Annotated in this window: 24 protein-coding genes and 1 pseudogene; 8 read left to right on the top strand and 17 right to left on the bottom strand. The window is 72.8% G+C overall.

The features are described from left to right. Window positions 1-53: 53 nt before the first annotated feature. Window positions 54-533, top strand: a complete 480-nt coding sequence (gene bfr, locus OIE69_RS28740; protein ID WP_326576798.1) for a bacterioferritin — start codon at window positions 54-56, stop codon at window positions 531-533. A 37-nt stretch (window positions 534-570) separates the two neighbouring features. Here bfr and OIE69_RS28735 read toward each other — a convergent pair whose 3' ends face one another. Both OIE69_RS28735 and OIE69_RS28730 read right to left on the bottom strand, forming a co-directional pair. Beyond that, window positions 571-876: a (2Fe-2S)-binding protein gene (locus OIE69_RS28735; RefSeq protein ID WP_326581437.1), complete on the bottom strand. Its 306-nt coding sequence runs from the start codon at window positions 874-876 to the stop codon at window positions 571-573. Window positions 877-1,020: 144 nt separating this feature from the next. Next, window positions 1,021-2,370: a class II 3-deoxy-7-phosphoheptulonate synthase gene (locus tag OIE69_RS28730; RefSeq protein WP_089222178.1), complete on the bottom strand. Its 1,350-nt coding sequence runs from the start codon at window positions 2,368-2,370 to the stop codon at window positions 1,021-1,023. 284 nt (window positions 2,371-2,654) lie between these two features. Here OIE69_RS28730 and OIE69_RS28725 point away from each other — a divergent pair, with 284 nt between their 5' ends. After that, a complete protein-coding gene (locus tag OIE69_RS28725) occupies window positions 2,655-3,173 on the top strand; it encodes a hypothetical protein (protein WP_326576797.1) in 519 nt (172 codons plus the stop codon). Here the strand turns inward: OIE69_RS28725 and OIE69_RS28720 are convergent. Then, on the bottom strand, window positions 3,124-3,648 hold the full coding sequence (locus OIE69_RS28720) for an anthrone oxygenase family protein (RefSeq protein WP_326576796.1): 525 nt from the start codon (window positions 3,646-3,648) through the stop codon (window positions 3,124-3,126). The genes OIE69_RS28725 and OIE69_RS28720 overlap by 50 nt on opposite strands. Before the next feature lie 237 nt (window positions 3,649-3,885). On the opposite strand from OIE69_RS28720, the gene erm reads away from it, so the two are divergent. Beyond that, window positions 3,886-4,656, top strand: coding sequence for a 23S ribosomal RNA methyltransferase Erm (erm, locus tag OIE69_RS28715; protein WP_392567580.1), 771 nt, complete (start codon window positions 3,886-3,888; stop codon window positions 4,654-4,656). A 45-nt stretch (window positions 4,657-4,701) separates the two neighbouring features. Beyond that, window positions 4,702-5,094, top strand: a complete 393-nt coding sequence (locus tag OIE69_RS28710) for a hypothetical protein (protein ID WP_326581583.1) — start codon at window positions 4,702-4,704, stop codon at window positions 5,092-5,094. On the opposite strand, the pseudogene OIE69_RS28705 reads toward OIE69_RS28710, so the two are convergent. Continuing rightward, window positions 5,072-5,523, bottom strand: a pseudogene (locus OIE69_RS28705) (Uma2 family endonuclease). The gene OIE69_RS28710 and the pseudogene OIE69_RS28705 overlap by 23 nt on opposite strands. A 284-nt stretch (window positions 5,524-5,807) precedes the next feature. On the opposite strand from OIE69_RS28705, the gene OIE69_RS28700 reads away from it, so the two are divergent. Continuing rightward, window positions 5,808-7,751, top strand: coding sequence for an anthranilate synthase family protein (locus OIE69_RS28700; RefSeq protein ID WP_326576794.1), 1,944 nt, complete (start codon window positions 5,808-5,810; stop codon window positions 7,749-7,751). A 114-nt stretch (window positions 7,752-7,865) separates the two neighbouring features. Here OIE69_RS28700 and OIE69_RS28695 read toward each other — a convergent pair whose 3' ends face one another. From OIE69_RS28695 to OIE69_RS28675, 5 genes are all read right to left on the bottom strand, one after another. Continuing rightward, on the bottom strand, window positions 7,866-8,528 hold the full coding sequence (locus tag OIE69_RS28695; protein ID WP_326576792.1) for a uridine kinase family protein: 663 nt from the start codon (window positions 8,526-8,528) through the stop codon (window positions 7,866-7,868). Between the two features lie 131 nt (window positions 8,529-8,659). Further along, window positions 8,660-9,688, bottom strand: a complete 1,029-nt coding sequence (locus OIE69_RS28690; RefSeq protein ID WP_326576790.1) for a 6-phosphofructokinase — start codon at window positions 9,686-9,688, stop codon at window positions 8,660-8,662. Between the two features lie 179 nt (window positions 9,689-9,867). Continuing rightward, window positions 9,868-10,527: a response regulator gene (locus tag OIE69_RS28685; RefSeq protein ID WP_089221871.1), complete on the bottom strand. Its 660-nt coding sequence runs from the start codon at window positions 10,525-10,527 to the stop codon at window positions 9,868-9,870. 17 nt (window positions 10,528-10,544) lie between these two features. Next, the gene (macS, locus tag OIE69_RS28680) at window positions 10,545-11,699 is read right to left on the bottom strand and encodes a MacS family sensor histidine kinase (protein ID WP_326576788.1); all 1,155 of its coding nucleotides are present in this window, start codon (window positions 11,697-11,699) and stop codon (window positions 10,545-10,547) included. A 112-nt stretch (window positions 11,700-11,811) separates the two neighbouring features. Further along, window positions 11,812-12,525 carry a lysophospholipid acyltransferase family protein gene (locus tag OIE69_RS28675; RefSeq protein ID WP_179279623.1) on the bottom strand — a complete coding sequence of 238 codons (714 nt, stop codon included), beginning with the start codon at window positions 12,523-12,525 and terminating at the stop codon, window positions 11,812-11,814. Window positions 12,526-12,652: 127 nt separating this feature from the next. Between OIE69_RS28675 and OIE69_RS28670 the strand changes: the two genes are divergently transcribed. Next, window positions 12,653-13,438, top strand: coding sequence for an alpha/beta hydrolase (locus OIE69_RS28670; RefSeq protein ID WP_326576787.1), 786 nt, complete (start codon window positions 12,653-12,655; stop codon window positions 13,436-13,438). Next, window positions 13,431-14,003, top strand: a complete 573-nt coding sequence (locus OIE69_RS28665; RefSeq protein ID WP_326576785.1) for a hypothetical protein — start codon at window positions 13,431-13,433, stop codon at window positions 14,001-14,003. Before OIE69_RS28670 ends, OIE69_RS28665 begins: the two co-directional genes overlap by 8 nt. An 11-nt stretch (window positions 14,004-14,014) precedes the next feature. Here OIE69_RS28665 and OIE69_RS28660 read toward each other — a convergent pair whose 3' ends face one another. The 6 genes from OIE69_RS28660 to OIE69_RS28635 form a co-directional block, all read right to left on the bottom strand. Further along, a complete protein-coding gene (locus OIE69_RS28660) occupies window positions 14,015-14,779 on the bottom strand; it encodes an endonuclease/exonuclease/phosphatase family protein (protein WP_326576784.1) in 765 nt (254 codons plus the stop codon). A gap of 148 nt (window positions 14,780-14,927) precedes the next feature. Then, a complete protein-coding gene (locus OIE69_RS28655; RefSeq protein WP_018557061.1) occupies window positions 14,928-15,869 on the bottom strand; it encodes an ROK family glucokinase in 942 nt (313 codons plus the stop codon). Window positions 15,870-15,974: 105 nt separating this feature from the next. Next, complete coding sequence (locus OIE69_RS28650) at window positions 15,975-16,376, bottom strand: DUF5304 family protein (RefSeq protein ID WP_018557060.1); 402 nt, start codon at window positions 16,374-16,376, stop codon at window positions 15,975-15,977. Window positions 16,377-16,443: 67 nt separating this feature from the next. Continuing rightward, a complete protein-coding gene (locus tag OIE69_RS28645) occupies window positions 16,444-17,664 on the bottom strand; it encodes an ArsA family ATPase (protein ID WP_326576783.1) in 1,221 nt (406 codons plus the stop codon). A gap of 1 nt (window position 17,665) precedes the next feature. Beyond that, window positions 17,666-18,109, bottom strand: a complete 444-nt coding sequence (locus OIE69_RS28640; protein ID WP_326576782.1) for an SRPBCC family protein — start codon at window positions 18,107-18,109, stop codon at window positions 17,666-17,668. Between the two features lie 97 nt (window positions 18,110-18,206). Then, window positions 18,207-18,974 (bottom strand): metallophosphoesterase family protein, encoded by a 768-nt coding sequence (locus OIE69_RS28635; RefSeq protein ID WP_089221864.1) that lies wholly within the window; start codon window positions 18,972-18,974, stop codon window positions 18,207-18,209. 284 nt (window positions 18,975-19,258) lie between these two features. Between OIE69_RS28635 and OIE69_RS28630 the strand changes: the two genes are divergently transcribed. Further along, on the top strand, window positions 19,259-21,055 hold the full coding sequence (locus OIE69_RS28630) for an AMP-dependent synthetase/ligase (protein ID WP_326576781.1): 1,797 nt from the start codon (window positions 19,259-19,261) through the stop codon (window positions 21,053-21,055). A 76-nt stretch (window positions 21,056-21,131) separates the two neighbouring features. Here OIE69_RS28630 and OIE69_RS28625 read toward each other — a convergent pair whose 3' ends face one another. Beyond that, window positions 21,132-22,751 (bottom strand): GMC oxidoreductase, encoded by a 1,620-nt coding sequence (locus OIE69_RS28625; RefSeq protein ID WP_326576780.1) that lies wholly within the window; start codon window positions 22,749-22,751, stop codon window positions 21,132-21,134. Between the two features lie 55 nt (window positions 22,752-22,806). Then, window positions 22,807-23,937 carry a glycosyltransferase family 4 protein gene (locus OIE69_RS28620; RefSeq protein WP_326576779.1) on the bottom strand — a complete coding sequence of 377 codons (1,131 nt, stop codon included), beginning with the start codon at window positions 23,935-23,937 and terminating at the stop codon, window positions 22,807-22,809. Window positions 23,938-23,967 lie beyond the last annotated feature (30 nt).

The raw sequence follows: 23,967 nt of genomic DNA, 5'->3' as shown, positions 1-23,967 counted from the left end.
CGGTGCGAAGATGCGCCCATCGTGTGGATTCCTCCCGAAAGGACGGGCTTGCCATGCAGGGCGACCCCGAGGTCATCGAGTTCCTGAACGAGCAGCTGACGGGCGAGCTGACGGCGATCAACCAGTACTTCCTGCACGCCAAGATGCAGGAGAACCTCGGCTGGACGAAGCTCGCCAAGTACACGCGGCACGAGTCCTTCGACGAGATGAAGCACGCCGAGGTGCTGACCGACCGCATCCTCTTCCTCGACGGACTGCCGAACTACCAGCGGCTCTTCCACGTCCGGGTGGGGCAGACCGTCACCGAGATGTTCCAGGCCGACCGGCAGGTCGAGGTCGAGGCGATCGACCGCCTCCGGCGCGGCATCGAGGTCATGCGGGCGAAGGGCGACATCACGTCGGCCAACATCTTCGAGGACATCCTCGCCGACGAGGAGCACCACATCGACTACCTCGACACCCAGCTCGAGCTCATCGAGAAGCTCGGGGAGCCGCTGTACATCGCGCAGCTCGTCGAGCAGCCCGACAGCTGAGCGGACCGGCGGCAGGGCAGTTCGGCGGCTCGGCCGTTCAGGCGGCGCTGGCGGCCGCGGGCAGCGGAGCCGTCACCGGCACCGGCAGCGCGGGCGGGACCGGCAGGGAGGCCGGCGCGGGGGCGGCGGGCGCCGCGGGCGTGCCGGGCTTCACCGTGTCGAGCTTCGTACGGGTGGCACAGCCCTCGCCGCGGCCGAGAAGCGCCTGTATCCGGCGCACGCACGAACCGCAGTCCGTGCCCGCCTTGCAGGCGGAGGCGATCTGGCGAGGGGTGCAGCGGCCGGCGTCCGCATGCTGCTTGACCTGCTCTTCGGTGATGCCGAAGCACGAGCAGACGTACACGCGGTTCACCTCTCTCTCGATCCCGGCCTGAGGTTAACCTAACCTTACCCGCCGGGCGAGTGGCTGAAAACCGACGAGGGGCGCGGATCGATGTGATCCGCGCCCCTCTCAGGGTCCGCCAGGTCCGTGACGGGACGGCCGCCGCTACTGGCCGCGGTACATCTCCGCCACCAGGAACGCCAGGTCGAGGGACTGGCTGCGGTTGAGCCGCGGGTCGCAGGCCGTCTCGTAGCGCTGGTGCAGGTCGTCGACGAAGATCTCGTCGCCGCCGCCCACGCACTCGGTCACGTCGTCGCCGGTGAGCTCCACGTGGATGCCGCCGGGGTGGGTGCCGAGGCCGTGGTGCACCTCGAAGAAGCCCTTGACCTCGTCGAGCACGTCGTCGAAACGGCGCGTCTTGTGGCCCGAGGCCGCCTCGAAGGTGTTGCCGTGCATCGGGTCGCAGACCCAGGCGACCTGCGCGCCCGAGGCGGTGACCTTCTCCACCAGGTTCGGCAGCAGCTCGCGGACCTTGCCCGCGCCCATGCGCGTGATGAAGGTCAGCCGGCCGGGCTCGCGGTCCGGGTCCAGCCGGTCGATCAGCGCCAGCGCCTCCTCGGGCGTGGTCGTCGGGCCGAGCTTCACACCGAGCGGGTTGCGGATCTTCGAGGCGAACTCGATGTGCGCGTGGTCGAGCTGACGGGTGCGCTCTCCGATCCAGACCATGTGGCCGGACACGTCGTACAGCCGGCCGGTGCGCGAGTCCACGCGGGTCAGCGCCGACTCGTAGTCGAGCAGCAGCGCCTCGTGGGAGGCGTAGAACTCGACGGTCTTGAACTCCTCCGGGTCCGCGCCGCAGGCGTGCATGAAGTTCAGCGCGCCGTCGATCTCCCGGGCCAGGGCCTCGTAGCGCTGCCCGGAGGGCGAGGACCTCACGAAGTCCTGGTTCCAGGCGTGCACCTGCCGCAGGTCCGCGTAACCGCCGGTGGTGAAGGCACGCACCAGGTTCAGCGTCGCGGCCGACGCGTTGTACAGGCGCTTCAGCCGCTCCGGGTCCGGCACACGGGCCGCCTCGGTGAACTCGAAGCCGTTGACCGAGTCACCGCGGTAGGTCGGGAGGGTCACCCCGTCCCGGGTCTCCGTCGGCTTCGAACGCGGCTTGCTGTACTGGCCGGCGATCCGGCCCACCTTCACGACCGGCACGGACGCGGCGTAGGTGAGGACGGCGCCCATCTGCAGCAGCGTCTTCAGCTTGTTGCGGATCTGGTCGGCGGCGATCTGGTCGAAGGCCTCGGCGCAGTCACCGCCCTGCAGCAGGAACGCCTCACCACGGGCCACGGCCCCCAGGCGGTCGCGCAGCTGGTCGCACTCGCCTGCGAAGACGAGCGGCGGATACGACTCGAGGTCCGCGATCACTTCGCGCAGAGCCTCGGGGTCGGGGTACTCAGGCTGCTGCGCCGCGGGCAGTGAGCGCCAGGTCTGGCGCCCGGCGTGGGTTTCAGCGTTCACGGTCACGAAGCCCACATTACGGGGTCGTGTCCGTTCCTTTGCGCACCGGACCAGAGGATGAGACGACCGGGTGACCCACCCTGCGCTCCCTGCGGCCCGCCCTGAGCGGGCCCCCGGGGCGCGGACGGCGTGCCCTCGCAGGGCCCTTGCGCCGGCGCCGCCCGGCGCGCGGCGACGGCGCGTCCGGCCCGTGCGCCTTGCCGCGGGGTCCACCCAGTGAGACGCACCCCGGCCGGGGGCATACGCTCGGCCCCGCACACCGCAGCCGCCATGGGAAGGGGGTCGCCGCCATGCCGGCGCCGTCCGAGGAGTTCACGTACGTCGGACCGGACGACATCCGCGCCGCCGTGGTGCGGCCCGGCGCGACGGGCCGGGCGGTGCGGTCACCGGAGGGCCTCCGGGAGTGGCTGGACGGCGCGGGCCCCGCCGACCGCGGGGAGCCGTTCACCTATGTCGTCGACCCGGCCGGCACGCTTCTGCTGGCACCGCGCCGCAGCGAGCACGTGGCGTGCGCCGGGGGCGGACCCGTGCTGGCCGCCGGGGAGATCACGTTCGCCCCGCGCGAGGACGGCGGATGGGAGGTGACCGAGGTCAGCAACCAGTCGACCGGCTACTGCCCCGACCCCGCGGCGTCCTGGCCGGCCCTGGCGGAGGCCCTCGACCGCGCGGGCCTCGCCCGCCCCCGGTGGTTCACCCAGGCGGTCGTCTTCCGGCACTGCCCGCGGTGCGGCGAGCGCAACCTCGTCAAGGACGGCGACTTCACATGTGCCCTGTGCGAATCGCCCCTTCCGCCGCGGCCCGTCCGCTGAGGACGAGCGCCCGGCCCAGGCAGCCCAGCGCACCCGTGCACAGAAGGGTGCGCACCAGGTTCCAGCGGACCCAGGCCGCCTCGAACCGCTCGCGCACGGCGGCGGCGTCGGCGAGGCCGCCGGGGTCGCCCGCCGCGTCCAGCCCGTCGTTCAGCGGGATGCTGACGCCGAAGGTGACGGCGAGCACCGCCAGGTAGAGCACGGTCGCGGAGATCACCCACGGCAGCGGTCCGCCGCCCCCGTCACGCAGGCAGAGCACCACGGCGGCGGCGCACAGCAGCAGCGAGCCGCCGAAGACCAGCAGGAACCAGCCGTTCTGGATGGCGGCGTTGATGCGCTGCATCGCGTCGACGAGCGTGCGGTCGGCCGCCTTGGCGAGGCCCGGCATGACGGCGGTGGAGAAGGCGAAGAACAGCCCGGCCATGAGACCGACGGCGACGGTGGCCGCGACGAGGACGGCGTCTCGGGAAGTCATGCGACCAGTGAAGCCGCGCCCCGCGAGACGGAACATGGCCCGAACGCTCCACCCCATACGCGAGCGTCCACAGGGACGGCACGGAAAACCACGTGCGGAACCGAACGGGACCGGGATACCGTGCCGCACATGGGTTGCACCTACTACATCAGGCTGCGCCGGGCATAGCCGCGGCGCTCTTCGCCGCGGCATCGGGTCCATCGTCGGAACCTCTTATGTCGCGGAGTGCACACACCCATGCCTCACCACCGGTCCCTGGTGGGTGGCCGACACGAGCTCGGCCAGAACTTCCTCACCGACCGCACGGTCATCGCCTCCATCGAGGCCCTCGTCGCCGCCACCAGCGGGCCCATCGTCGAGATCGGCCCCGGCGACGGCGCGCTGACCCTCCCTCTCAGCCGCACCGGCCGCCCCCTCACGGCCGTGGAGATCGACCCCCGGCGCGCGCAGCGCCTCCAGCGGCGGCTCCCGCGCGGCGCGCACGTCGTCAACACCGACGTCCTGCGCTACCGCTTCCCGCGCGAACCGCACGTGATCGTCGGCAACCTGCCCTTCCATCTGACGACCACCATCATGCGGCGCGTCCTGACCGCCGACCGGTGGCAGTCCGCGGTGCTGCTCGTCCAGTGGGAGGTCGCCCGCCGCCGTGCGGGCGTCGGCGGCGCCAGCATGCTCACCGCCTCCTGGTGGCCCTGGTACGACTTCGCCCTCCACTCCCGCGTCCCGGCGCGCGCCTTCCGCCCGGCGCCCTCCGTCGACGGCGGCCTGCTCACCATGACCCGGCGCCCGGAGCCCCTCGTCCCCGGCGACCGCCACGCGTATCAGGCTTTCGTCCAGCGGGTGTTCACCGGCCCGGGCCGCGGCGTGCGCGAAGTCCTCGCCCGCACCGGCCACTTCGACCGCACGGCACTGCGCGACTGGCTCCGCGCCGAGCGAGTGCCGCCGTACGCCCTGCCCAAGGACCTCACGGCGGCGCAGTGGGCGTCCCTGTGGCGACTGGTGCGGTGAGGTGAGGGTGAGGTGAGCCGCCCGGGGAGCGGCCATGCTGTGCTCATGCTGCTTCCCGTCGTCGCCGCGCCGATCGAGTTCGTCGAGGCCGTACGCATCACCGCCGCCCTGGTCCCCCGGCCACGCACCGTGCCGGGGGACACGATCGACGTCTGGGTCGGGGACGAGGCGCAGCACGTCCTCGGCCTGCTCGGCGAAGTGCCGGAAGGCGAGCGTGCCCGGTGCTTCCTGCCGGGCTACGCGATCCGCGCCCACAGCGCCCATGAGGTCCTCTTCGAGGTCGCCCTCTGCTTCCGCTGCGACGGCGCGCTGCTGCTCGGCCCGCTCGTGCCGGCGGAGTCGCGCGGCATACAGGGCTTCGACGCCGACAGCGCACCCGGCCGGGAACTCCTGCGCCGCTTCCAGGAAGCGGCGGCTACAGCCGATCGATCCCGCTGAGATCGATGTCCACGGCGAACGGCACGGACACCTTGAGGCCGTCGTGGTGGATGCCGGTGGCGACGTAGGCGCCGGTGGCCGGCTCCCGTTCGAAGACGTGGACGACGGGGAGCCGGCCCTCGCCCTTCTCGACCCGCCAGAAGTGCGGGATGCGCTTGCGGTCCCGCTCCTCGGAGTCAGGCCGGTTGCGCGTGTTCGGCACGACGCTCATCTCCCGCCGCACCCGCAGGGTCTCCGGGGCCGCCGCTCGCAGAGCCAGTACCAGCAGATCGATTACCGGCGAATGAAAGCTCTTCTGCGGGCTCACGAACACCGGGCTCCCGTCGATCAACTCCGTGTGCGGCGGGAGGTCGGGAATGCGGTCCAGGTCGTCCGAGGGAAGCCGCCGCGCGGCGGAATCGCCCAGGCCGGCAATGGTTCGGCGGGCATGGTTCCTCCCGTGGACGGGATCCTGGAGGCATTCCCGAGAGTACCGGGGCCGTACGTCCCCGTGATGCCCCGAAAGCGTGAGACACGACCGTCGCGTCGTGAGCGCATGCGTTAGGATGCGGAGCATGTACACGCAGCAGACGCACCTGCAGTGGTGGTGGACCGCGGATCCGGCGGCCCACTAGCAGCGCGTACGCACAGGCAGACGCTCAGGCCGCCCGAGGGGCGGCCTTCGGTGTTTGCGCGGCCGTCCCTTCCCTCGCCGAAGACCGGAAGGAACCGCCGTGGAGAACCACGACCCCAGCACCGCGCCCTCCGCCGCCGCGCTCGTCGAACGGCTGCTGGACCCCGCGTGCCCACCGTTCGCGCTGCTCAGGCGCAGAGCGCCGGGATGCGCCGCGGACAGCGTCGAAGTGCTGCTCGGCCCGGTCGGGACGGCCGAGCGGCTGACCGACATCGCGCTGCCCACCGGCGCCCCGGAGGGGGCCCGGCCCACGGTCGACGCGCTGGCGCTCGTGCCGTACCGGCAGATCAGGGAGCGCGGCTTCGACGTGCGCGACGACGGGACGCCGCTGGTCGTGCTCCGCCCCCTGGAGACGTTCGAGCTGCCGCTGCCCGAGCTCATGGCGGCTCTGCCCGCGCACGCGGTGCGCGTCGAGGGCGGGGCGTTCGACGTCGACGACGACACCTACGCCGGAATCGTGGGGCGCGTCATCGAGGACGAGATCGGACGCGGTGAGGGCGCGAACTTCGTCATCCGGCGCACCTTCCGCGGCGAGATCCCCGGATTCGCGGCGGCGGACGCGCTCGCGCTGTTCCGCAGGCTGCTCGACGCCGAGCGCGGCGCCTACTGGACGTTCGTGGTGCGCACCCCCGAGCGGACCCTGGTCGGCGCGAGCCCCGAGGTGCACGTGCGGATGGCCGGCGGCACGGTCGTCATGAACCCCATCAGCGGCACCTACCGCTACCCCGCGCAGGGGCCGGACGCGGAGGGGCTGCTCGCCTTCCTGCGGGACGCGAAGGAGGTGGAGGAGCTGACGATGGTGGTCGACGAGGAACTCAAGATGATGTGCACCGTCGGCGACCTCGGCGGAGTCGTCGTCGGCCCGCGCCTGAAGGAGATGGCGCACCTGGCGCACACCGAGTACGAGCTGCGCGGCCGCAGCACCATGGACGTGCGCGACGTCCTGCGCGAGACGATGTTCGCCGCGACGGTCACCGGCTCGCCGGTGCAGAACGCCTGCCGGGTGATCGAGCGCCACGAGCCGGGCGGCCGCGGCTACTACGCGGGCGCCCTCGCCCTGATCGGGCGGGACGCGGGCGGCGCGCAGACCCTGGACTCCCCCATCCTGATCCGCACGGCGGACGTCGATGCCGCGGGCGGGCTGAAGGTCCCGGTGGGCGCGACGCTGGTGCGCCGCTCCGACCCGTACGCGGAGGTCGCCGAGACGCACGCCAAGGCGGCGGCCGTGCTGGCCGCGCTGGGGGTCCGGCCCGGACCGTCCCGGGGCCCGGCGGCGGGCCGGCCGCGGCTCGGCGACGACATCCGGGTGCGGGCCGCACTGGACGGACGCCGCAGGAACCTGGCGCCGTTCTGGCTGCGGATGCGGACCGCCGAGCAGCCCCGCACGCTGTCCGGGCACGCCCTCGTGGTGGACGGCGAGGACACCTTCACCGCGATGCTCGCGCACGTACTGCGGTCGTCGGGGCTGGAGGTCACCGTGCGCCGCTTCGACGAGCCGGGGCTGCACGGGGCCGCCCTCGCCCACCGGGGCCCGGTCGTCCTCGGCCCGGGCCCCGGCGACCCGTCCGACACCGGCGATCCCAAGATGGCGCTCCTGCGCGGGCTCACCGCCGAACTCGTCCGCGGCCACCGGCACGGCCTGCTCGGGGTCTGCCTCGGCCACGAGCTGATCGCCGCCGAGCTCGGCCTCGACATCGTCCGCAAGGACGTCCCCTTCCAGGGCGCGCAGACACCGATCGACCTGTTCGGGCGGGCCGAGACCGTCGGGTTCTACAACTCCTTCACCGCCCGCTGCGACGACGCGACGGCGGAGGAGCTGGCCATGCACCGCGTCGACCTGAGCCGCGACCGTCCCACCGGCGACGTCCACGCCATGCGCGGCCCGGGCTTCGCGGGCGTCCAGTTCCACCCCGAGTCCGTGCTCACCCTCAACGGCACGGCGATCGTGGCGGAGCTCCTGGCGGGGGTGACGGTCGCGGGGTAGCGACGGGCACGCGGGGCCGGGAGTCGCCGTCCGGCCCCGCGCCACACCTCTTGAACGCGTTCAAACAATTCTCGGGGAACCTCGACGCGGCAGGGTGGGCAGGTCCCCCGGCCGTCAGACCGCCGCCGCGGGGAGCTGGTGCGTCCGCGGGGTGACCGCGCGGCCGCGGCGGGGGCGGGCGGCGGGGAGCGGATCGGGCAGGGGCTCGGGGACGGCCGACAGGAGCGGGCCGATGAGGCCCAGCACCGCCGCCAGCATCTCCGGGCCCTCGTGGGTACCGTCCACCACCAGGTCGGCCGCGGCCCGGGAGGGCGCGACGTGGGCGACGTGCCGGTCCCGGCCGCTCTGCAGATAGTTCAGCAGGGACAGCCGCGGGTCCTGCCGCTGGACCTCGATCTTGCGGAGGATCTTGCGGGCCAGCCGGACGTCGTCGGGGGCGTCCACGTACACCCGCCAGTCCGCGCGTTCCCGCACCGACGGCAGGGTCAGGGCGAAGAGTCCCTCGACCACCACCAGGCGGACGCCGGGCCGGGCCAGCGCCATGTCGATCGCGGCGCTGACGGCGGCCTCGTCGATGGAGCCGGGATGGTTCCAGTCGAGGATGGCGTGCCCGCCGGCGCTGACCGTCCACACGCCCCTGAGGGGATCGTGCGCGGGCACGTAGTAGTCGTCCAGATGGACCAGTGCGATGCTCTCGGGACACTGCAGCGACAGGGCCTCGGCAAGGGTGGACTTGCCGGATGCGGTGCCGCCTGCGACCGCCAGTACACCCGTCATTCCGGGCGCTCCTCATGTGCTCAAGGGGGATAGACGAAGCGGCCGGACAAGCCGGGTGCAGGGAATGTACGGCCGCGTGATCGCCCATGGCAAGCGGGGAAAGCGCAGACGGCGCCGAGGAAACGCCGCGTCTAACCGAAGAAGACCCCGGCCTCCGTGTAGAGGCGCGGATCGACCGTCTTGAGCTGGGCCGTCGCGTCGCGGAGCGGGACGCGGACGATCTCCGTGCCGCGCAGGGCGACCATCTTGCCCCAGTCCCGGTCGCGGACCGCGTCGATGGCGTGCAGCCCGAAGCGGGTGGCGAGCCAGCGGTCGAAGGCGCTGGGGGTGCCGCCGCGCTGGACGTGGCCGAGCACGGTGGTGCGGGCCTCCTTGCCGGTGCGCCGCTCGATCTCCTTGGCGAGCCATTCGCCGACGCCGGAGAGCCTCACGTGGCCGAAGGAGTCGAGCGTCTGGTCCTTGAGCACCATGTCGCCGTCCTTCGGCATGGCGCCCTCGGCGACCACGACGATGGGCGCGTAGCGGATCTTGAAGCGGCTCTCCACCCAGGCGCAGACCTGGTCGAGGTCGAAGCGCTGCTCAGGGATGAGGATGGCGTTGGCACCGCCGGCGAGGCCGGAGTGCAGGGCGATCCATCCGGCGTGGCGGCCCATCACCTCGACGACGAGGACGCGCATGTGCGACTCGGCGGTGGTGTGGAGGCGGTCGATCGCCTCGGTGGCGATGTTGACGGCGGTGTCGAAACCGAAGGTGTAGTCGGTGGCCGCCAGGTCGTTGTCGATGGTCTTGGGCACGCCGACGCAGGGGACGCCGTAATCGTCCGACAGGGCGGTGGCCACGCCGAGGGTGTCCTCGCCGCCGATCGCGACAAGGGCGTCGACCTCGTACTTGGCGAGGTTGTCCTTGACGCGGCGCACGCCGTTCTCCACCTTGAGCGGATTCGTGCGGGACGAGCCGAGGATCGTGCCGCCGCGCGGGAGGATGCCGCGCACTGCGGGGATGTCCAGCGGCACCGTGTCGCCCTCGAGGGGGCCGTGCCACCCGTCCCTGAAACCGGTGAACTCGTATCCGTACTCCTGGACACCCTTGCGCACGATGGCACGGATGACCGCGTTGAGCCCGGGGCAGTCTCCGCCGCCGGTCAGCACGCCAACTCGCATGATCCATCCCTTCCCGTTCGCACCTTTTGCCTGCGCCCACGACGCTAGCGTGACCGGCGTCACAGGTGGGATGGGCCGTTCGATGAAATCCTTTGCGCCATGGGGATGTTGGCCCGCCGATTTCACCCTTCCGGGCGGCGTGCGGCATGGGTGCGGGCGCCCCCGAGCCGGTGGCGGGGCTACTCCTCGTCCAGTCCTCGTTCGATGGCGTAGCGGACGAGTTCCACACGGTTGTGCAGCTGGAGCTTGCCGAGGGTGTTCTGGACGTGGTTCTGGACGGTGCGGTGGGAGATGACCAGCCGCTCGGCGATCTGCTTGTAGCTGAGCCCCTTGGCGACGAGCCGCAGGACCTCGGTCTCGCGGTCGGTGAGACGGGGCGCCTCGGGGGTGTCGGACGCCGCGGGGGCGGGGTCGGAGGCGAGACGGCGGTACTCGCCGAGGACCAGGCCGGCGAGGCCGGGGGTGAAGACGGGGTCGCCGACGGCGGTGCGCCGGACGGCGTCGAGGAGTTCCTCGCGGCCGGCGGACTTCAGCAGGTAGCCGGTGGCGCCGGACTTCACGGCCTCCAGGACGTCCGCGTGCTCACCGCTCGCGGAGAGCACCAGCACCCGCAGGGCCGGGTTGTCGGCGATGACGTCCTTGCAGACCTGGACACCGGACAGGCCGGGGAGGTTGAGGTCGAGGACGAGCACCTCGGGCATGGCCGCCTTGGCCCGCCGGACCGCCTCAGGACCGTCACCGGCGGTGGCGACCACCACGTATCCGGCCTCGGTGAGGTCGCGGGCGACCGCGTCCCGCCACATCGGGTGGTCGTCGACCACCATCACCTTCACGGCCATGACCCCAATCTCCTCCCTCATTTGGCGAGCCTCAACTCGACTTCTGTCCCCTGCCCGGGTACCGACACCAGTTCCGCCGTGCCGCCGAGGTCCCGGAGCCGGCCGCGGATGGACTGGGCGACCCCGAGCCTGCCCTCGGCCTCGGCGGCGGCGAGGCGCCCCTGGGGGATGCCGGGGCCGTCGTCGCGGACGCTGACCAGGACGGCCTCGGGTTCGTCCTCGACCAGGATCCAGGCGTGCGCGTCCTCGCCGGCGTGCCGGCGGACGTTCTCCAGGGCGGCGCCCACGGCGGCGGCGAGTTCGCGGGCGGCGCGGCCGGGGACGACGACCGGGGTGCCTGGCGCGGAGACGGTGACCCGGGCACTGCCGTACGGGGTGAGCAGCGCGCGCAGGTCGCGGGGCGCGTCCGCGTCCTGCGCGTCGTCGCCTTCGGCGCCGGCGCCGGTGCCGCCGCGGGGGGAGGGCAGGGCGGCGGCGCCGTCGGTGACCAGGGTGCGCAGGGCGGCCTCCTGCTCGCCCGCCATACGGCCGAGGGCCTCGGCCTCACCGCCGATCTCGGCCCCGCGCCGCTGCACCATGGCGAGCACCTGCAGCACGTTGTCGTGGATGTCGCGGGCCAGCCGCTCCCGCTCACGGGTGGCGGCCTCGATCTGCAGGGCGCGGGCGAGGGTGCGCTCGCTGGCGCGGGCGACCTCGACGACGTACCCGATGGCGATGCTGGCGATGGCGACCAGCAGCACGTTGTGGAGGGTGTCGCGGGCCGGGGAGCCGCGTTCGACGATGTTCGCGCCGCCGACGAGGCAGGAGGCGGCGGCGGCCCAGCGCCAGCCGCCCTTGATGGCGAAGGCGAGCACGGAACCCGCGGTCCAGATCGACGGCAGGGTGGGGCCGCCGTCGAGGATGCGCTGGTGCGACTCGACGAGCGGGGTGATGAGTATGCCGGTGAGGGCGACGCCGAGGTCGGCGATGAGGAAGGGGCGGGTGCAGCGCTGGGGCGAGCTCACCTTGCCCACGGTGGCCAGCGTCCACACGGCGAGCACCGCCATGTAGGCCGCTCCCGCCAGGGGGTGTGCGTGCTCGTGGTAGGCGACGGCGTAGAGCCCGATGGCGTACGCGGCGGTCAGCACCCGGTAGCCGGTGAGGGCGCGCCACAGCGGCTGCTCGACCGACATGCGGGTGACGCGCGCCGGCCGCGCCGCGGGCGGCCCGCCGGTTCTCCCCCCGGCCGCGCCGGTCCTCTCCCCGGCCATGGGCCGTCCCCCCGTTTCCCCCGGGCGTGTCCGGCTAGGACCCGCCGTGCTGCTGCTTCTTCGCCGCCTCGGCGATCTGCCGCTTGGCGGCCGTCGCGTAGATGTCCACGTACTCCTGGCCGGAGAGCTTCATGATCTCGTACATCACCTCGTCGGTGACCGAGCGCAGGATGAAGCGGTCGTGCTCCATGCCCGTGTAGCGGCTGAAGTCCAGCGGCTTGCCGATCCGGATGCCGGGGCGCATCAGCTTGGGCATGACCTGGCCGGGCGGCTGGATCTTCTCCGTGTCGATCATGGCGACCGGGATCACGGGCGCGCCGGTGGCGAGCGCGATGCGGGCCAGGCCGCCGGGCTTGCCGCGGTAGAGCCGGCCGTCGGGCGAGCGAGTGCCCTCGGGGTAGATGCCGAAGAGCTCGCCGGCCTCGATGACCTTTATCCCGCTGTTGATCGCCGCCTCACCGGCGCCGCGAGCGCCGGAGCGGTCCACGGGGAGCTGGCCGACGCCCTTGAAGAAGGCTGCGGTGAGCTTGCCCTTGATGCCGGGCGTGGTGAAGTACTCGGCCTTGGCGATGAAGGTGACCTTGCGGTCGAGCACGGCGGGCAGGAAGAACGAGTCCGAGAAGGACAGGTGGTTGCTCGCCAGGATCGCCGGTCCCTGCTTGGGGATGTGCTCGAGGCCCTCCACCCACGGCCGGAACGCGGCTCGCAGGGGGTGGCCGATGGCGATCTTCATCACGCCGTACAACAACCGATGACCTCCTGTGTCTGACGGGAAGACCTTAACGCCAGATCCGCCGGTGCTCTCCCCCGGTGTCGGCCGTCCGCGTACTGTGAGGTATCGCTTTTCGCGCATTCCACCGAACAGGAGACGTACGGTGCCGCTGATGCCCGGAGCCGAGCCCTACCGCCAGGACGGCGGTGAGGTCGGCGTCCTGCTGTGCCACGGTTTCACCGGCACACCGCAGTCCATGCGGCCGTGGGCCGAGTACCTCGCCGAGCGGGGCCTGACCGTGTCCGTACCGCTGCTGCCGGGGCACGGCACGCGCTGGCAGGACATGCAGCTGACGGGCTGGGAGGACTGGTACGCGGAGGTGGACCGGGAATTCCGCGCGCTGTCCGAGCGCTGTGACCGCGTGTTTGTCTTCGGAATGTCGATGGGCGGGGCCCTGACCCTGCGGCTGGCCGCCCAGCACGGCGCCGCGGTCAGCGGCATCGCCCTGGTCAACCCCTCGGTCAAGGCCGACAGCCACCAGCTGAAGGCCGTCCCCCTGCTGCGCCACTTCGTCCCCTCCGTTCCGGGCATCGCCAGCGACATCGCCAAGGAGGGCTCGGAGGAGGTCGGCTACGACCGCACCCCGCTGCGGGCGGTGCACTCGCTGAGCCGTTTCTGGACGCTGGTACGGCACGAGCTGCCGCAGGTGACGCAGCCGCTCCTGCTGCTGCACAGCCGGGTCGACCACGTGGTGCACCCGTCGAACTCGGCGGTCGTGCTGAGCCGGGTGTCGTCGACGGACGTCACGGAGACGGTGCTGGAGCGCAGTTACCACGTGGCGACGCTCGACCACGACGCGGAGACGGTCTTCGAGCAGTCGTACGCCTTCGTGGAGCGGCTCTCGGGTGCGGGAGAGCGAGCGGACAAGGAGGAGGCGGCCAGTGGCTGAGCCCGAGGAGGAGGAGCGTCAGGTGCCCGAGGGCGGCGAGCCGGAACGCGCGCCGCTGGACGAGGAGTCGGCGTGGGCCGAGCTCGTCGCGGCGTACGAGAAGGACCCCGAGCCCGGGACGGGTTCCTGGCCCGCGGCCGAGGACGTCCCGGCGGCGGAGCGGGACGGCGAGGACAAGGCGGACGGCGAGCGCGAAGGGAACGGGACGGCGGCGGACCCGTCCGCGGTGCCCTCGGCGCCGGACGCGACGCGCATCATCCTTCACCCCGTGCTGTCCGGTCCCCGTGACTACGAGCTGGACGAGGACGCGGACGAGGGCCACTACGAGCCGCCGGAGCCGCCGCCGCTCCCGGAGGCGGACGTGACGACGAAGTTCGCCTGGCTCGCCGCGGTGGGCGGGCCACTGCTGATCTTCGGATTCGTTCTCTTCCAGGAGCCGATGCCGTGGTGGGCGCTCACCGTCGGCATAGGCGGCTTCCTCGGCGGCTTCGCCACCCTGGTGACGCGCATGCGTCCGGGCGGCGACGAGGACGACGACCTGCCGGGCGGCGGCGCCGTCGTCTGACGGGCACGAGGTCAGGCGGACGCGGGCACCCTGAGGGCGGCCAGGACCGGGAGGTGGTCCGTGGCCGCCCTCAGGTCGTCCGGGGTGACGCCGGGCAGGCCGTGCGGGACCCCGCAGCCGAGGACCTCGACGCCCGGGGTCGTGAAGATCGCGTCGATCCGCTGGTGCGGGTCGTGCGGGGTGGAGGTGTACTCACCGCCCCAGGGCCGGGCCGCCCAGGCGTCCTGCAGGTCGTCGGCGAGACGGCGGAACGTGCGGCCGTGGGGGCGGTCGTTGAGGTCGCCGCCGACGACCGCGTACGGCTCGCCCATCGCGGCGAGCCGGTCCAGCAGCATGCCGCCCTGGTCGTAGCGCTCGCGCGCCTGGAGCGAGAGGTGGCAGCTGACGACGGACAGGCGGGCGCCGCCGACGCGCACGACGGCGGTGGCGAAACCGCGCCGGTGCAGGCCGGGCGTGCGGGGCAGCAGCACGTCCTCGGCGCGTTCCACGTGCACCCGCAGGGAGGACAGCACGAGAGGGCCGGTGGCGGTGGCCCCGCCGGTGACGGCGACCAGGCCCGAGGCGCGGGCGAGGCGTGCGACGGCCTTGCGCCAGCGGAAGAAGCGCGGTGCCTCCTGGATCAGCGCGAGGTCGGGGTCGCAGGCGCGGATCACCCGGGCGAGCGCGGCGGTGTCGTCGCGCATGGAGCGGATGTTGTAGCTCAGCACGCGGACGACGGCGGAGCCGTCCGGCTCCGTACGGGACGCCGGCAGCTGCGGCGATCGGCCCTCGCTCACGGGGTCACTGTAGCGGCGGCGCGTTCCCGCGGGGCGGCCGTGGTCGTACGGGGCGGGCGTGCCCGGCGCGCAAAGGCGATGCCCCCGTCACTCCTGTGCGTGGAGTGACGGGGGCACCGGTGCCGTACGGGTGACCGCCGGGCCGGGTCTAGCCCTGGCGGGCGAGGTCGGCCGCGCCGACGAGACCGGCCTTGCCGCCGAGCTGCGCGGCGAGGACCTGGGCGTGCGGCCGGTACTGGCCGCCGACCAGCCAGCGGCGGAAGGACTTTCGGATGGGTTCGAGGACGAGTTCGCCCTCGTCGGAGACTCCGCCGCCGACGATGAAGGCGGAGGGGTCGAAGAGCGAGGCCAGGTCGGCGAGACCGGCTCCGGCCCAGCGGGCCAGCTCCCGGAAGGAGTCGACGGCGACCTTGTCCCCGTCGCGCGCGGCGCGGCTGATGTGCTGGCCCTGGATGCCCTCGGGCGTGCCGTCGCCGAGCGACAGCAGCAGGGTGGCGTTCTCCGGTTGGGCGACGGCCCGCTGCTTGGCGTAGCGCACCAGCGCCCGGCCGGAGGCGTACTGCTCCCAGCAGCCCTGGCTGCCGCAGCCGCACAGCAGACCGTCCGGCACCATGCGGATGTGGCCGAACTCCCCTGCCACGCCGAAGCGGCCGCGGCGCAGCTTGTTGCCGATGATGATGCCGCCGCCGAGCCCGGTGCCCAGGGTGATGCAGATGACGTCGTCGTGGCCCTGGCCCGCACCGAAGCGGTACTCGCCCCAGGCAGCGGCGTTGGCGTCGTTCTCGACGACGACGGGCAGTCCGACGCGCTGCTCGACCTTGTCCTTCAGCGGCTCGTGCCGCCAGCGGATGTTGGGCGCGAAGAGCACGGTGGCGCGCTTGTCGTCGACATAGCCGGCGGCACCGATGCCGACGGCCTCGACCGTGTGGCCGGCACTGACGTCGTGCACCGCTGTCGCGATGGCGTCGACGACGCCCTCGGAGGTCTGCGGGGTCGGCACCTTGACGATTTCGAGAATCGAGCCTTCCTCGTCGACCACGCCGGCCGCGATCTTCGTGCCGCCGATGTCGACGCCGATGGTGAGTCCCATGTATCCCTCAGTATTCGGTCGAGCCCCGCTGCGTCCAACCGTACCGGAGGGCGGCCTGCGCCCTGTTCGGGCCCGATGCTCCGTGCCGGGTCCGTGTCGCGCCGTTCAGTCCAGGTCGATGCGCTCGCTGGGCGGGGTGTCCCCGCCGGAGGTCCAGCGGCGTTCCTGCCCGCTCACCGCGGCGCGGTAGGCGGCCAGGAGTTCGGCGCCGGCGGCGGCGAGGTGGTCGAAGACCTCGGGGTTGCGCTCGACGATCGGCTCCACGGCCTGTTTGACCTGGGAGATCAGCCCCTGAGCCGCCATCTCGGCGGCAGGGGTGCGAAGCATCGACAGACGGTCGGTGACGGCTTCCGCGAGACGTCGAAGCTCCTCGCCGGCGCTGCCGGGGGTCTGGCCGCTCTGCTGCCGCCTGCGGGCGTTCTCGGCGGCGATGTCCTCCGCGCTCGCCTTGGCCCAGGCGTCGGAATCGGCGTCGGGGCGGCCCGCGCGGTCCGTGGATTCGCTCATGGTGGCTCCGTAAGGCTCCGGCTTGATACCAACGACGGTACCCGAACAGGGGCGCCGCTTTCAGCGCTCAGCGGGGCCAAAGACCGGGATCCGGGGCGAACCGGACCTGCAGCGCGCCGTCGCGGAGCGCCGCACCGGCCACGGTGCAGCGGCGCAGCGCGGAGGGCAGCGGGAGGATGCGGCGGTATCCCTCGGCGTCGACGACGAGTTCGTCGCCGCGGCGTACGAGGTCGACGGTGTCGCGTGTCGCGCCCGGCAGCGGCAGCCGCCAGAGGAAGTGGCCCTCCGCGGCCAGCCGGTCCTCGGTGGTCCACGGCGGCGCGGCGGGACCCTCGGGCGCGTCGGCGGGCGGCCGCGCGGCGAGCCGGGCGAGGTCCTCGGCACCGCGGGGTTCGCGGCCGAGGTGGGGCAGTTCGTGGAGCGCGGTGGTGGTGCCGGCGAGTTCCGCGCGCAGGGCGCGCACTTCCTTGCGGCGGTGGCCCGCCAGTTCGGCCAGCCAGGGGTCCGGGGACCCGTCGGGCAGCAGCCGGTTGGCGACGACCGCCTCGAGGCGGTGGCCGTACAGGGCCAGTCCGGCGCGGGCCCGGCGTACCGCGTCGGCGGCGTGCGCGCCGGGGGCCACGACCAGCCGTACGGTCGTGGCGGCGTCCTCGATCACGGCCTGGGCGGCGGCCAGTTCCCGGTCGGCGCGGGCGGCGGCCTCGTAGGCCCAGGCGCCGGGCGCGGGCACGCCCGCGAGCTGGGCGAGGACGGGCCGCAGGGCGCGGGCCGCCTGCCGTTCCCGGGGGACCAGCCGGGCGATGTAGCGGCGCAGTTGCGCGGGCAGCGCGAGCGCGGCGAGGGCGTCGTGGACCGGCGGGAGGTCGACGACGACGAGGTCCCAGCCGTCGGCGGTGTCCCGCAGGGCGCGCAGCAGCGCGAAAGCGTCCGCGCCGGGGAGTTCGGTCAGTTCCTCGGGGTCCAGCGGGGCCGCGCCGAGCAGGTCGAGCAGAGAGCCCAGGCGCTGCTGGACGGCCGCGGCGTCGGCCCGGAAGGCGGCGGCCGCGTCGATGCGCGCGGCCCACAGGCCGGGCACGGGGGCGAAGGGCGGCGCGGCCCCCTCGTCCGCCCGCGGACCGTCACCGCCGGCCGGGGCGGGCACCGGGCCCAGCACCCTCTCGAGGGAGGCGTCGCGGTCGGCGGAGAGCAGCAGCACGCGCCGTCCGGGCGTGGCCGCGGCCACGGCCGTGGCGGCGGCGACCGTCGTGCGCCCGGCGCCGCCCGTGCCGGTGACCAGCAGCGTCCGCACGTCAGCCCTGGGACTCGACGCGCTTCTTCAGACCGGCGAGGGCGCGGTCGATGATGACCTTCTCGGCCTTGCGCTTGATCATGCCGAGCATGGGGATCTTGACGTCGACGGTCAGCTGGTAGGTGACCTCGGTGCGCTTGCCGTCCTCCAGCGGGACCAGGATGTAGGCGCCGTCCAGGGTGCGCAGCATCTGGGACTTGACCAGCGTCCAGCGGACCTCGTTGTCGCCGGCCCAGGTGTAGGCGAGGGTGTGGTCGTCCTTGATGGCGCCCGCGTCCAGGAGGAGCCGGACCTGCTCGGCACGGCCGTCGCCGCCGGCGGAGAGGATCTCGGCCTCCTTCACCTCGCCGGTCCACTCCGGGTACCGGGCGAAGTCCGCGATGACGCCCATGACTTCGGCCGGGGCCGCGTCGATCGTGATGCTCGACCTGGTGTGTTCCGCCATCGCCGTGGCCCCTCCGGGACGTCGCGTCGTACCTGCTGTTGTATGCCTGCTGGTGAAGGCTACCGCCTGGTCGGGCGGCCGGAGACCGCCGGGGCGGTCACCACCGCAGCGCCCAGGGCGTTCGGGTGGAGTTGAAGTGGCCGACGTTGACGCATTCGGTCGTCCCCAGGCGCATCCGCGGCACGAGCGGCTGGTGGACGTGGCCGAAGAGCGCGTACTTCGGGCGCACCCGGCGGATCGCGTCGAGCAGTGCCTCGCTGCCGCGTTCGAGGCGGCGGGCGACGGTGTCGTAGCAGAGCTCGGGGACGGCGGGCGGGATGTGCGAGCAGAGCACGTCGACCTCGCCGAGGGCCTCCACCTTGGCGGCGTACGTCTCGTCGTCGATCTCGTACGGGGTGCGGTAGGGGGTGCGCAGCCCGCCGCCGACGAAGCCGAAGACCAGGCCGCCGATCTCGGTGGTGGTGCCGTCGAGCACCGTGGTGCCGGGCCGGGCGTACTCCGGCCAGAGCGCGGGGATGTCGACGTTGCCGTAGGTGGCGTAGGTGGGGGTGGGGAAGGCGGCGAACAGCTCGGCGTACTGCCGGCGCACGGCGGACTCGATGGCGGTGCGCCGATCCGTGCCGAGCCCCGACCACAGCTCGCGGTCGAGGGCGCGGGCCTCGTCCCAGCGCAGCGCGGTGCGCAGCCCGACCATGCGGGAGGCGTTCTCGGTGCCGAAGAGGTCGGGGAAGATGCCCCGCGAGTGGTCGGCGTAGTCGAGGAAGAGGATCAGGTCGCCGAGGCAGATCAGCGCGTCGGCGCCGTCGCCGGCCCTGGCGAGGGCTTCGGAGGCGCCGTGGACGTCGCTGACGACATGGACCCGCATGACGATCACTCTAGGACGCGGCGGACGGGGTTGGGGAGGGCACACCGGGGCCCCGGTTACCTGCGGGTCACAGGGGGGCTCGACTAGGCTTCCGACCAGTGGATCCGCACTGTGCCGCAGCGGGCATCCGGCGTGTGACGACGATGTGACACACAAAACATCTACACGGCACCCCCTACCGCAGAAGCTTTACCGGTGGGTAACGTCCAGGCCGTCCGTTCCACGCTCAACCATGCAGTGGACGCAGCCAGCACCGCCGCCGGCGCCGATGAGGAGCAGCAGTTTTGCGCGAGTTCAGCCTTCCGGCTCTCTACGAGGTCCCCGCGGACGGGAACCTGACTGATCTCATCCGCCGCAACGCCGCGCAGCATCCCGACGTTTCCGTCATCGCCCGGAAGACCGCGGCCGGCGACTGGGCGGACGTCACCGCCACCGCCTTCCTCGCCGAGGTCCGTGCCGCCGCCAGGGGCCTGATCGCCTCGGGCGTGCAGCCCGGCGACCGGGTGGCCCTGATCTCCCGCACCCGGTACGAGTGGACCCTCTTCGACTTCGCCGTCTGGACCGCGGGCGCGGTCACCGTGCCGGTCTACGAGACCTCCTCGGCCGAGCAGATCGAGTGGATCCTCGGTGACTCCGGCGCCGTCGCGGCCGTCGTGGAGACCGAGGCCCACGAGAAGTCCGTGGAGTCGGTGCGCGACCGCCTGCCGCAGCTCAAGCACGTGTGGCGGATCGAGGCGGGCGCGGTCGAGACCCTCGGCGCGGCCGGCACGGACGTCGCCGAGGCGACGGTGGACGAGCGCAGCGCCTGGGCCAAGGCGGACTCCCCGGCCACCATCGTCTACACCTCGGGCACCACCGGCCGTCCCAAGGGCTGCGTGCTCACGCACCGCGCGTTCTTCGCCGAGTGCGGCAACGTCGTGGAGCGCCTGAAGCCGCTCTTCCGCACCGGTGACTCCTCGATCCTGCTCTTCCTGCCGCTCGCGCACGTCTTCGGCCGGCTGGTCGAGGTCGCCGCCGTCATGGCGCCGATCAAGCTCGGGCACGTCAGCGACACCAAGAACCTCACCGACGAACTGGCCGCCTTCCGGCCGACGCTGCTGCTGGGCGTACCGCGCGTGTTCGAGAAGGTCTACAACTCCGCGCGCGCCAAGGCCCAGGCCGGCGGCAAGGGGAAGATCTTCGACAAGGCCACCGACGTGGCGATCGAGTACAGCCGCGCGCTGGACTCGGCGAGCGGCCCCGCGCTCGGCCTGAAGTTCAAGCACAAGGTCTTCGACCGGCTGGTCTACAGCAAGCTGCGCGCCGTGCTCGGCGGCCGCGCCGAGTACTCGATCTCCGGCGGGGCGCCGCTGGGCGAGCGGCTGGGCCACTTCTACCGCGGCATCGGCTTCACGGTGCTGGAGGGCTACGGCCTGACGGAGTCCTGTGCGGCCACCGCCTTCAACCCCTGGGACCGCACCAAGATCGGCACCGTCGGCCAGCCGCTGCCCGGCTCCACGGTCCGCATCGCCGACGACGGCGAGGTCCTGCTCCACGGCGAGCACCTGTTCTCGGGGTACTGGAACAACGAGGCGGCCACCGCCGAGGCCGTCACCGACGGCTGGTTCCACACCGGCGACATCGGGACGCTGGACGAGGACGGCTACATCACCATCACCGGCCGCAAGAAGGAGATCATCGTCACCGCGGGCGGCAAGAACGTCGCCCCGGCGGTGATCGAGGACCGGATCCGCGCCCACGCGCTGGTCGCCGAGTGCATGGTGGTCGGCGACGGCAAGCCCTTCATCGGCGCGCTGGTCACCCTGGACGAGGAGTTCCTGCCCCGCTGGGCCGAGCAGCACGGCAAGTCCGGCCGCGGCGTGGCGGAACTGCGCGAGGACCCCGAGTTGCTGGCCGAGGTGCAGTCGGCGGTCGACGACGGCAACGCCGCGGTGTCCAAGGCGGAGGCGGTGAAGAAGTTCCGCGTCCTGGCGACCCAGTTCACGGAGGAGTCCGGTCACGTGACGCCCTCGCTGAAGCTGAAGCGCAATGTGGTGCTGCGGGACTTCGCGGACGAGATCGCCGCGATCTACGGCTCGTGAGCCCGCGCTGACGGGCCCCCACCCACGGTGACGGTGGCCGCCGTACGCCTCGCGCGGACGGCGGCCACCGGCGTTCCTAGGTGATGCCGTCCTGGGCCAGGACCCTGGCCATGGTGCGCTCGGCCAGGGCGGTGATGGTGACGAACGGGTTGACCCCGATGGAGCCGGGGACGAGCGAGCCGTCGACGACGTACAGGCCGTCGTAGCCGTTCGCGCGGCCGTAGGCGTCGGTGGCGCTGCCGAGGACGCAGCCGCCCAGCGGGTGGTAGCAGAAGTCGTCGGCGAAGACGCGGTTGCCGCCGAACAGGTCGTAGCGGTAGATGGTGGCGTTGGCCCGGTTGACGCGGTCGAAGAGGGTCTTCGCGGCGGCGACCGAGGGCTGGTTCTGGGAGCGGCTCCAGTTGAGCACCGCCGCGTCGGTGGCCGTGTCGTAGACGAAGGTGCCCCGCTCGGGGTTCCTGGTGATCGCCAGATAGAGGCTGACCCAGGTCTCCAGGCCGATGGGGAGCGGGGCGATCTCGGCGAACACGGGGTTGGCGGCGTTGTTCCAGTCGTTGATGCCCATCACGGGGATGGTCGACTGGCGGGCGCCGGTGGGGTTCCACAGGTGGTTGGCGCGGCCGAGCATGATGTTGCCGTTGCCCGCCCAGCCCTTGCCGACGGCGGGACTGAGGTCGGGCAGGGCGCCCGTCTCCCGGGCGCGCAGCAGCAGTTCGGTGGTGCCGAGGCTGCCCGCGGCGAGGAACAGGGCGCCGCAGCCGACCTCGCGGGTGGCGACCACGGCGCCGGTGAGATCGGTCTGCGCGACCGTGAGCACGTAGCTGCCGTCGGGGTCGCGGCGGATCGCCCTGACGCGGCTGAGCGTCTCGATGGTGACCTTGCCGGTGCCGAGCGCGGCGGCGAGGTAGGTCCGGTCCAGGCTGCGCTTGCCGAAGTTGTTGCCGTAGATGACCTCCTGGGCCAGGGCCGACTTCGTGGCGGTCCCGGCGGCCTCGCGCTGCATGTGGCCGAAGTCGTAGACGTTGGGGACGAAGGTGGTGGCGAGCCCGGCCCTGGCGGCCTGGGCGCGGGAGACGCGGGTGAACTGGTACCACTCGGTGCTCTCGAACCAGTCGGGCGCGACGGTGTTCACGCCGAGCATGCGGTTGGCCAGGGGGAACCACGTCCCGTACATGGCGTCAGCGTCGACCTGCGGGAGGACCTCCCGGAAGTAGGCGCGGTCCGGTGTGACGGCCATGCCGCCGTTGACGAGGGATCCGCCGCCGACGCCGCGGCCGACGTAGACGGACATGCCGGGGTGGTCGACGCGGTCCAGGACGCCGGGGTACGGGCTGATGTCCCTGTTGACCACGTCGAGCCAGAGGAAGGAGGCGAGGGGCGCCGCGGTGCGGGTGCGGAACCACATGGAGCGCCGGTCCGGCGAGGCGGTGCTGCAGAAGACCTTGCCGTCGGAGGCGGGCGCGTCCCAGGCCCGTCCCATCTCCAGTACGAGGGTGCTCACGCCCGCCTCGGCAAGGCGTAACGCCGCGACCGCGCCTCCGTAGCCGGAGCCGACGACGACGGCCGGTACGTAGCCGGCCGGTTCCCGGTCCGCCGCGGCGGCCGGGGAGAGCCCGATGCGGGTGAGTCCCATCACGGTTGCCGTCTGCAGGGCGGCCATGCCCATTATCTGACGGCGCGTCAGGTTTGCTGTCATGGGCGCATCATGGGCGGAACGGCAGATTCCGCCCATACCGCGCGCACATGGTCTTTTACAAGAGGGCTTGCAGCCGCTCGGCGAGCAGATCCCACCGCCAGGCGTCCTCGACCCACTTGCGCCCGCGCTCGCCCATCCGGCGCCGCAGCTCCGCGTCGTCCAGCAGCGCCAGGATCCGCTCGGCGGCCTCCCCGGGCTCCCCGCCGCGCACCACCCAGCCGGTCTCGCCGTCCAGCACCGCGTCCGGCGCCCCGCCGGAGTCGCCCGCGACGACCGGCAGCCCGGTGGCCGAGGCCTCCAGGTAGACGATGCCGAGCCCCTCGACGTCCAGTCCGCCGCGGCGCGTGCGGCACGGCATGGCGAAGACGTCGCCGGCGCCGAAGTGCGCGGGCAGCTCCTGCCAGGGCACGGCCCCGGTGAACCGCACCGACTCCGCCACCCCCGTCCGCTCGGCGAGCCGCTTCAGGTCGTCCGCGTACGGGCCGCCGCCCACGACCAGCAGGACGGCGTCCGGCTGAGCGGCCAGGATCAGCGGCATCGCCTCGATGAGGGTGTCCTGGCCCTTGCGCGGCACCAGGCGGGAGACGCAGACGACCACCGGCCGGTCGGTGAGCCCCAGCCGGGTGCGCACCGCCTCGCCGCCGGAGGCCGGGTGGAAGGTCTTCTCGTCCACGCCCGGCGGGAGCTGCACCATGCGCCCGGCGGCCTCGGGCGTCAGCGCCCGGGCGATCCGGGACCGGGTGTACTCGCCCAGGTAGGTGATCGTGTCGGTGCCCTCGCCGATCCGCCGCAGCAGCGTGCGGCTCGCGGGCAGCTGCGCCCACCCCGCCTCGTGCCCGTGGGTCGTCGCCACCAGCCGGCGCGCCCCCGCCCTCCGCAGCGCGGGCGCCATCAGCCCGAGCGGGGCCGCCGCCCCGAACCACACCGACGTGCAGCCGTGTTCGCGCAGGAGCGCGGCGGCCCGCCGGGTCACCCTCGGGGTCGGCAGCAACATCGTCGTACGATCGCGTACGACCGGGAAGGGCTGCTCGGCGTCGAACGCGGCGACCTCGGAGCCGTCCCGCCAGGTCGACGCGTACACCACCACCCGGCCGGGATCGAGGCGCAGCGCCATGCTGTGCACGAACGCCTGGATGCCACCGGGACGTGGCGGGAAGTCGTTGGTGACGATCAGGGTCTTGTCCATACGTCGCCGAGGGTATCCGGTGCGGTCGGC

The sequence above is a fragment of the Actinacidiphila glaucinigra genome, assembly GCF_035918135.1.
In the GTDB taxonomy this organism is placed as follows: domain Bacteria; phylum Actinomycetota; class Actinomycetes; order Streptomycetales; family Streptomycetaceae; genus Actinacidiphila; species Actinacidiphila glaucinigra.
The sequence above is the reverse complement of the archived record's forward strand: the minus strand, read 5'-3'. Positions and strand labels throughout refer to the sequence as shown.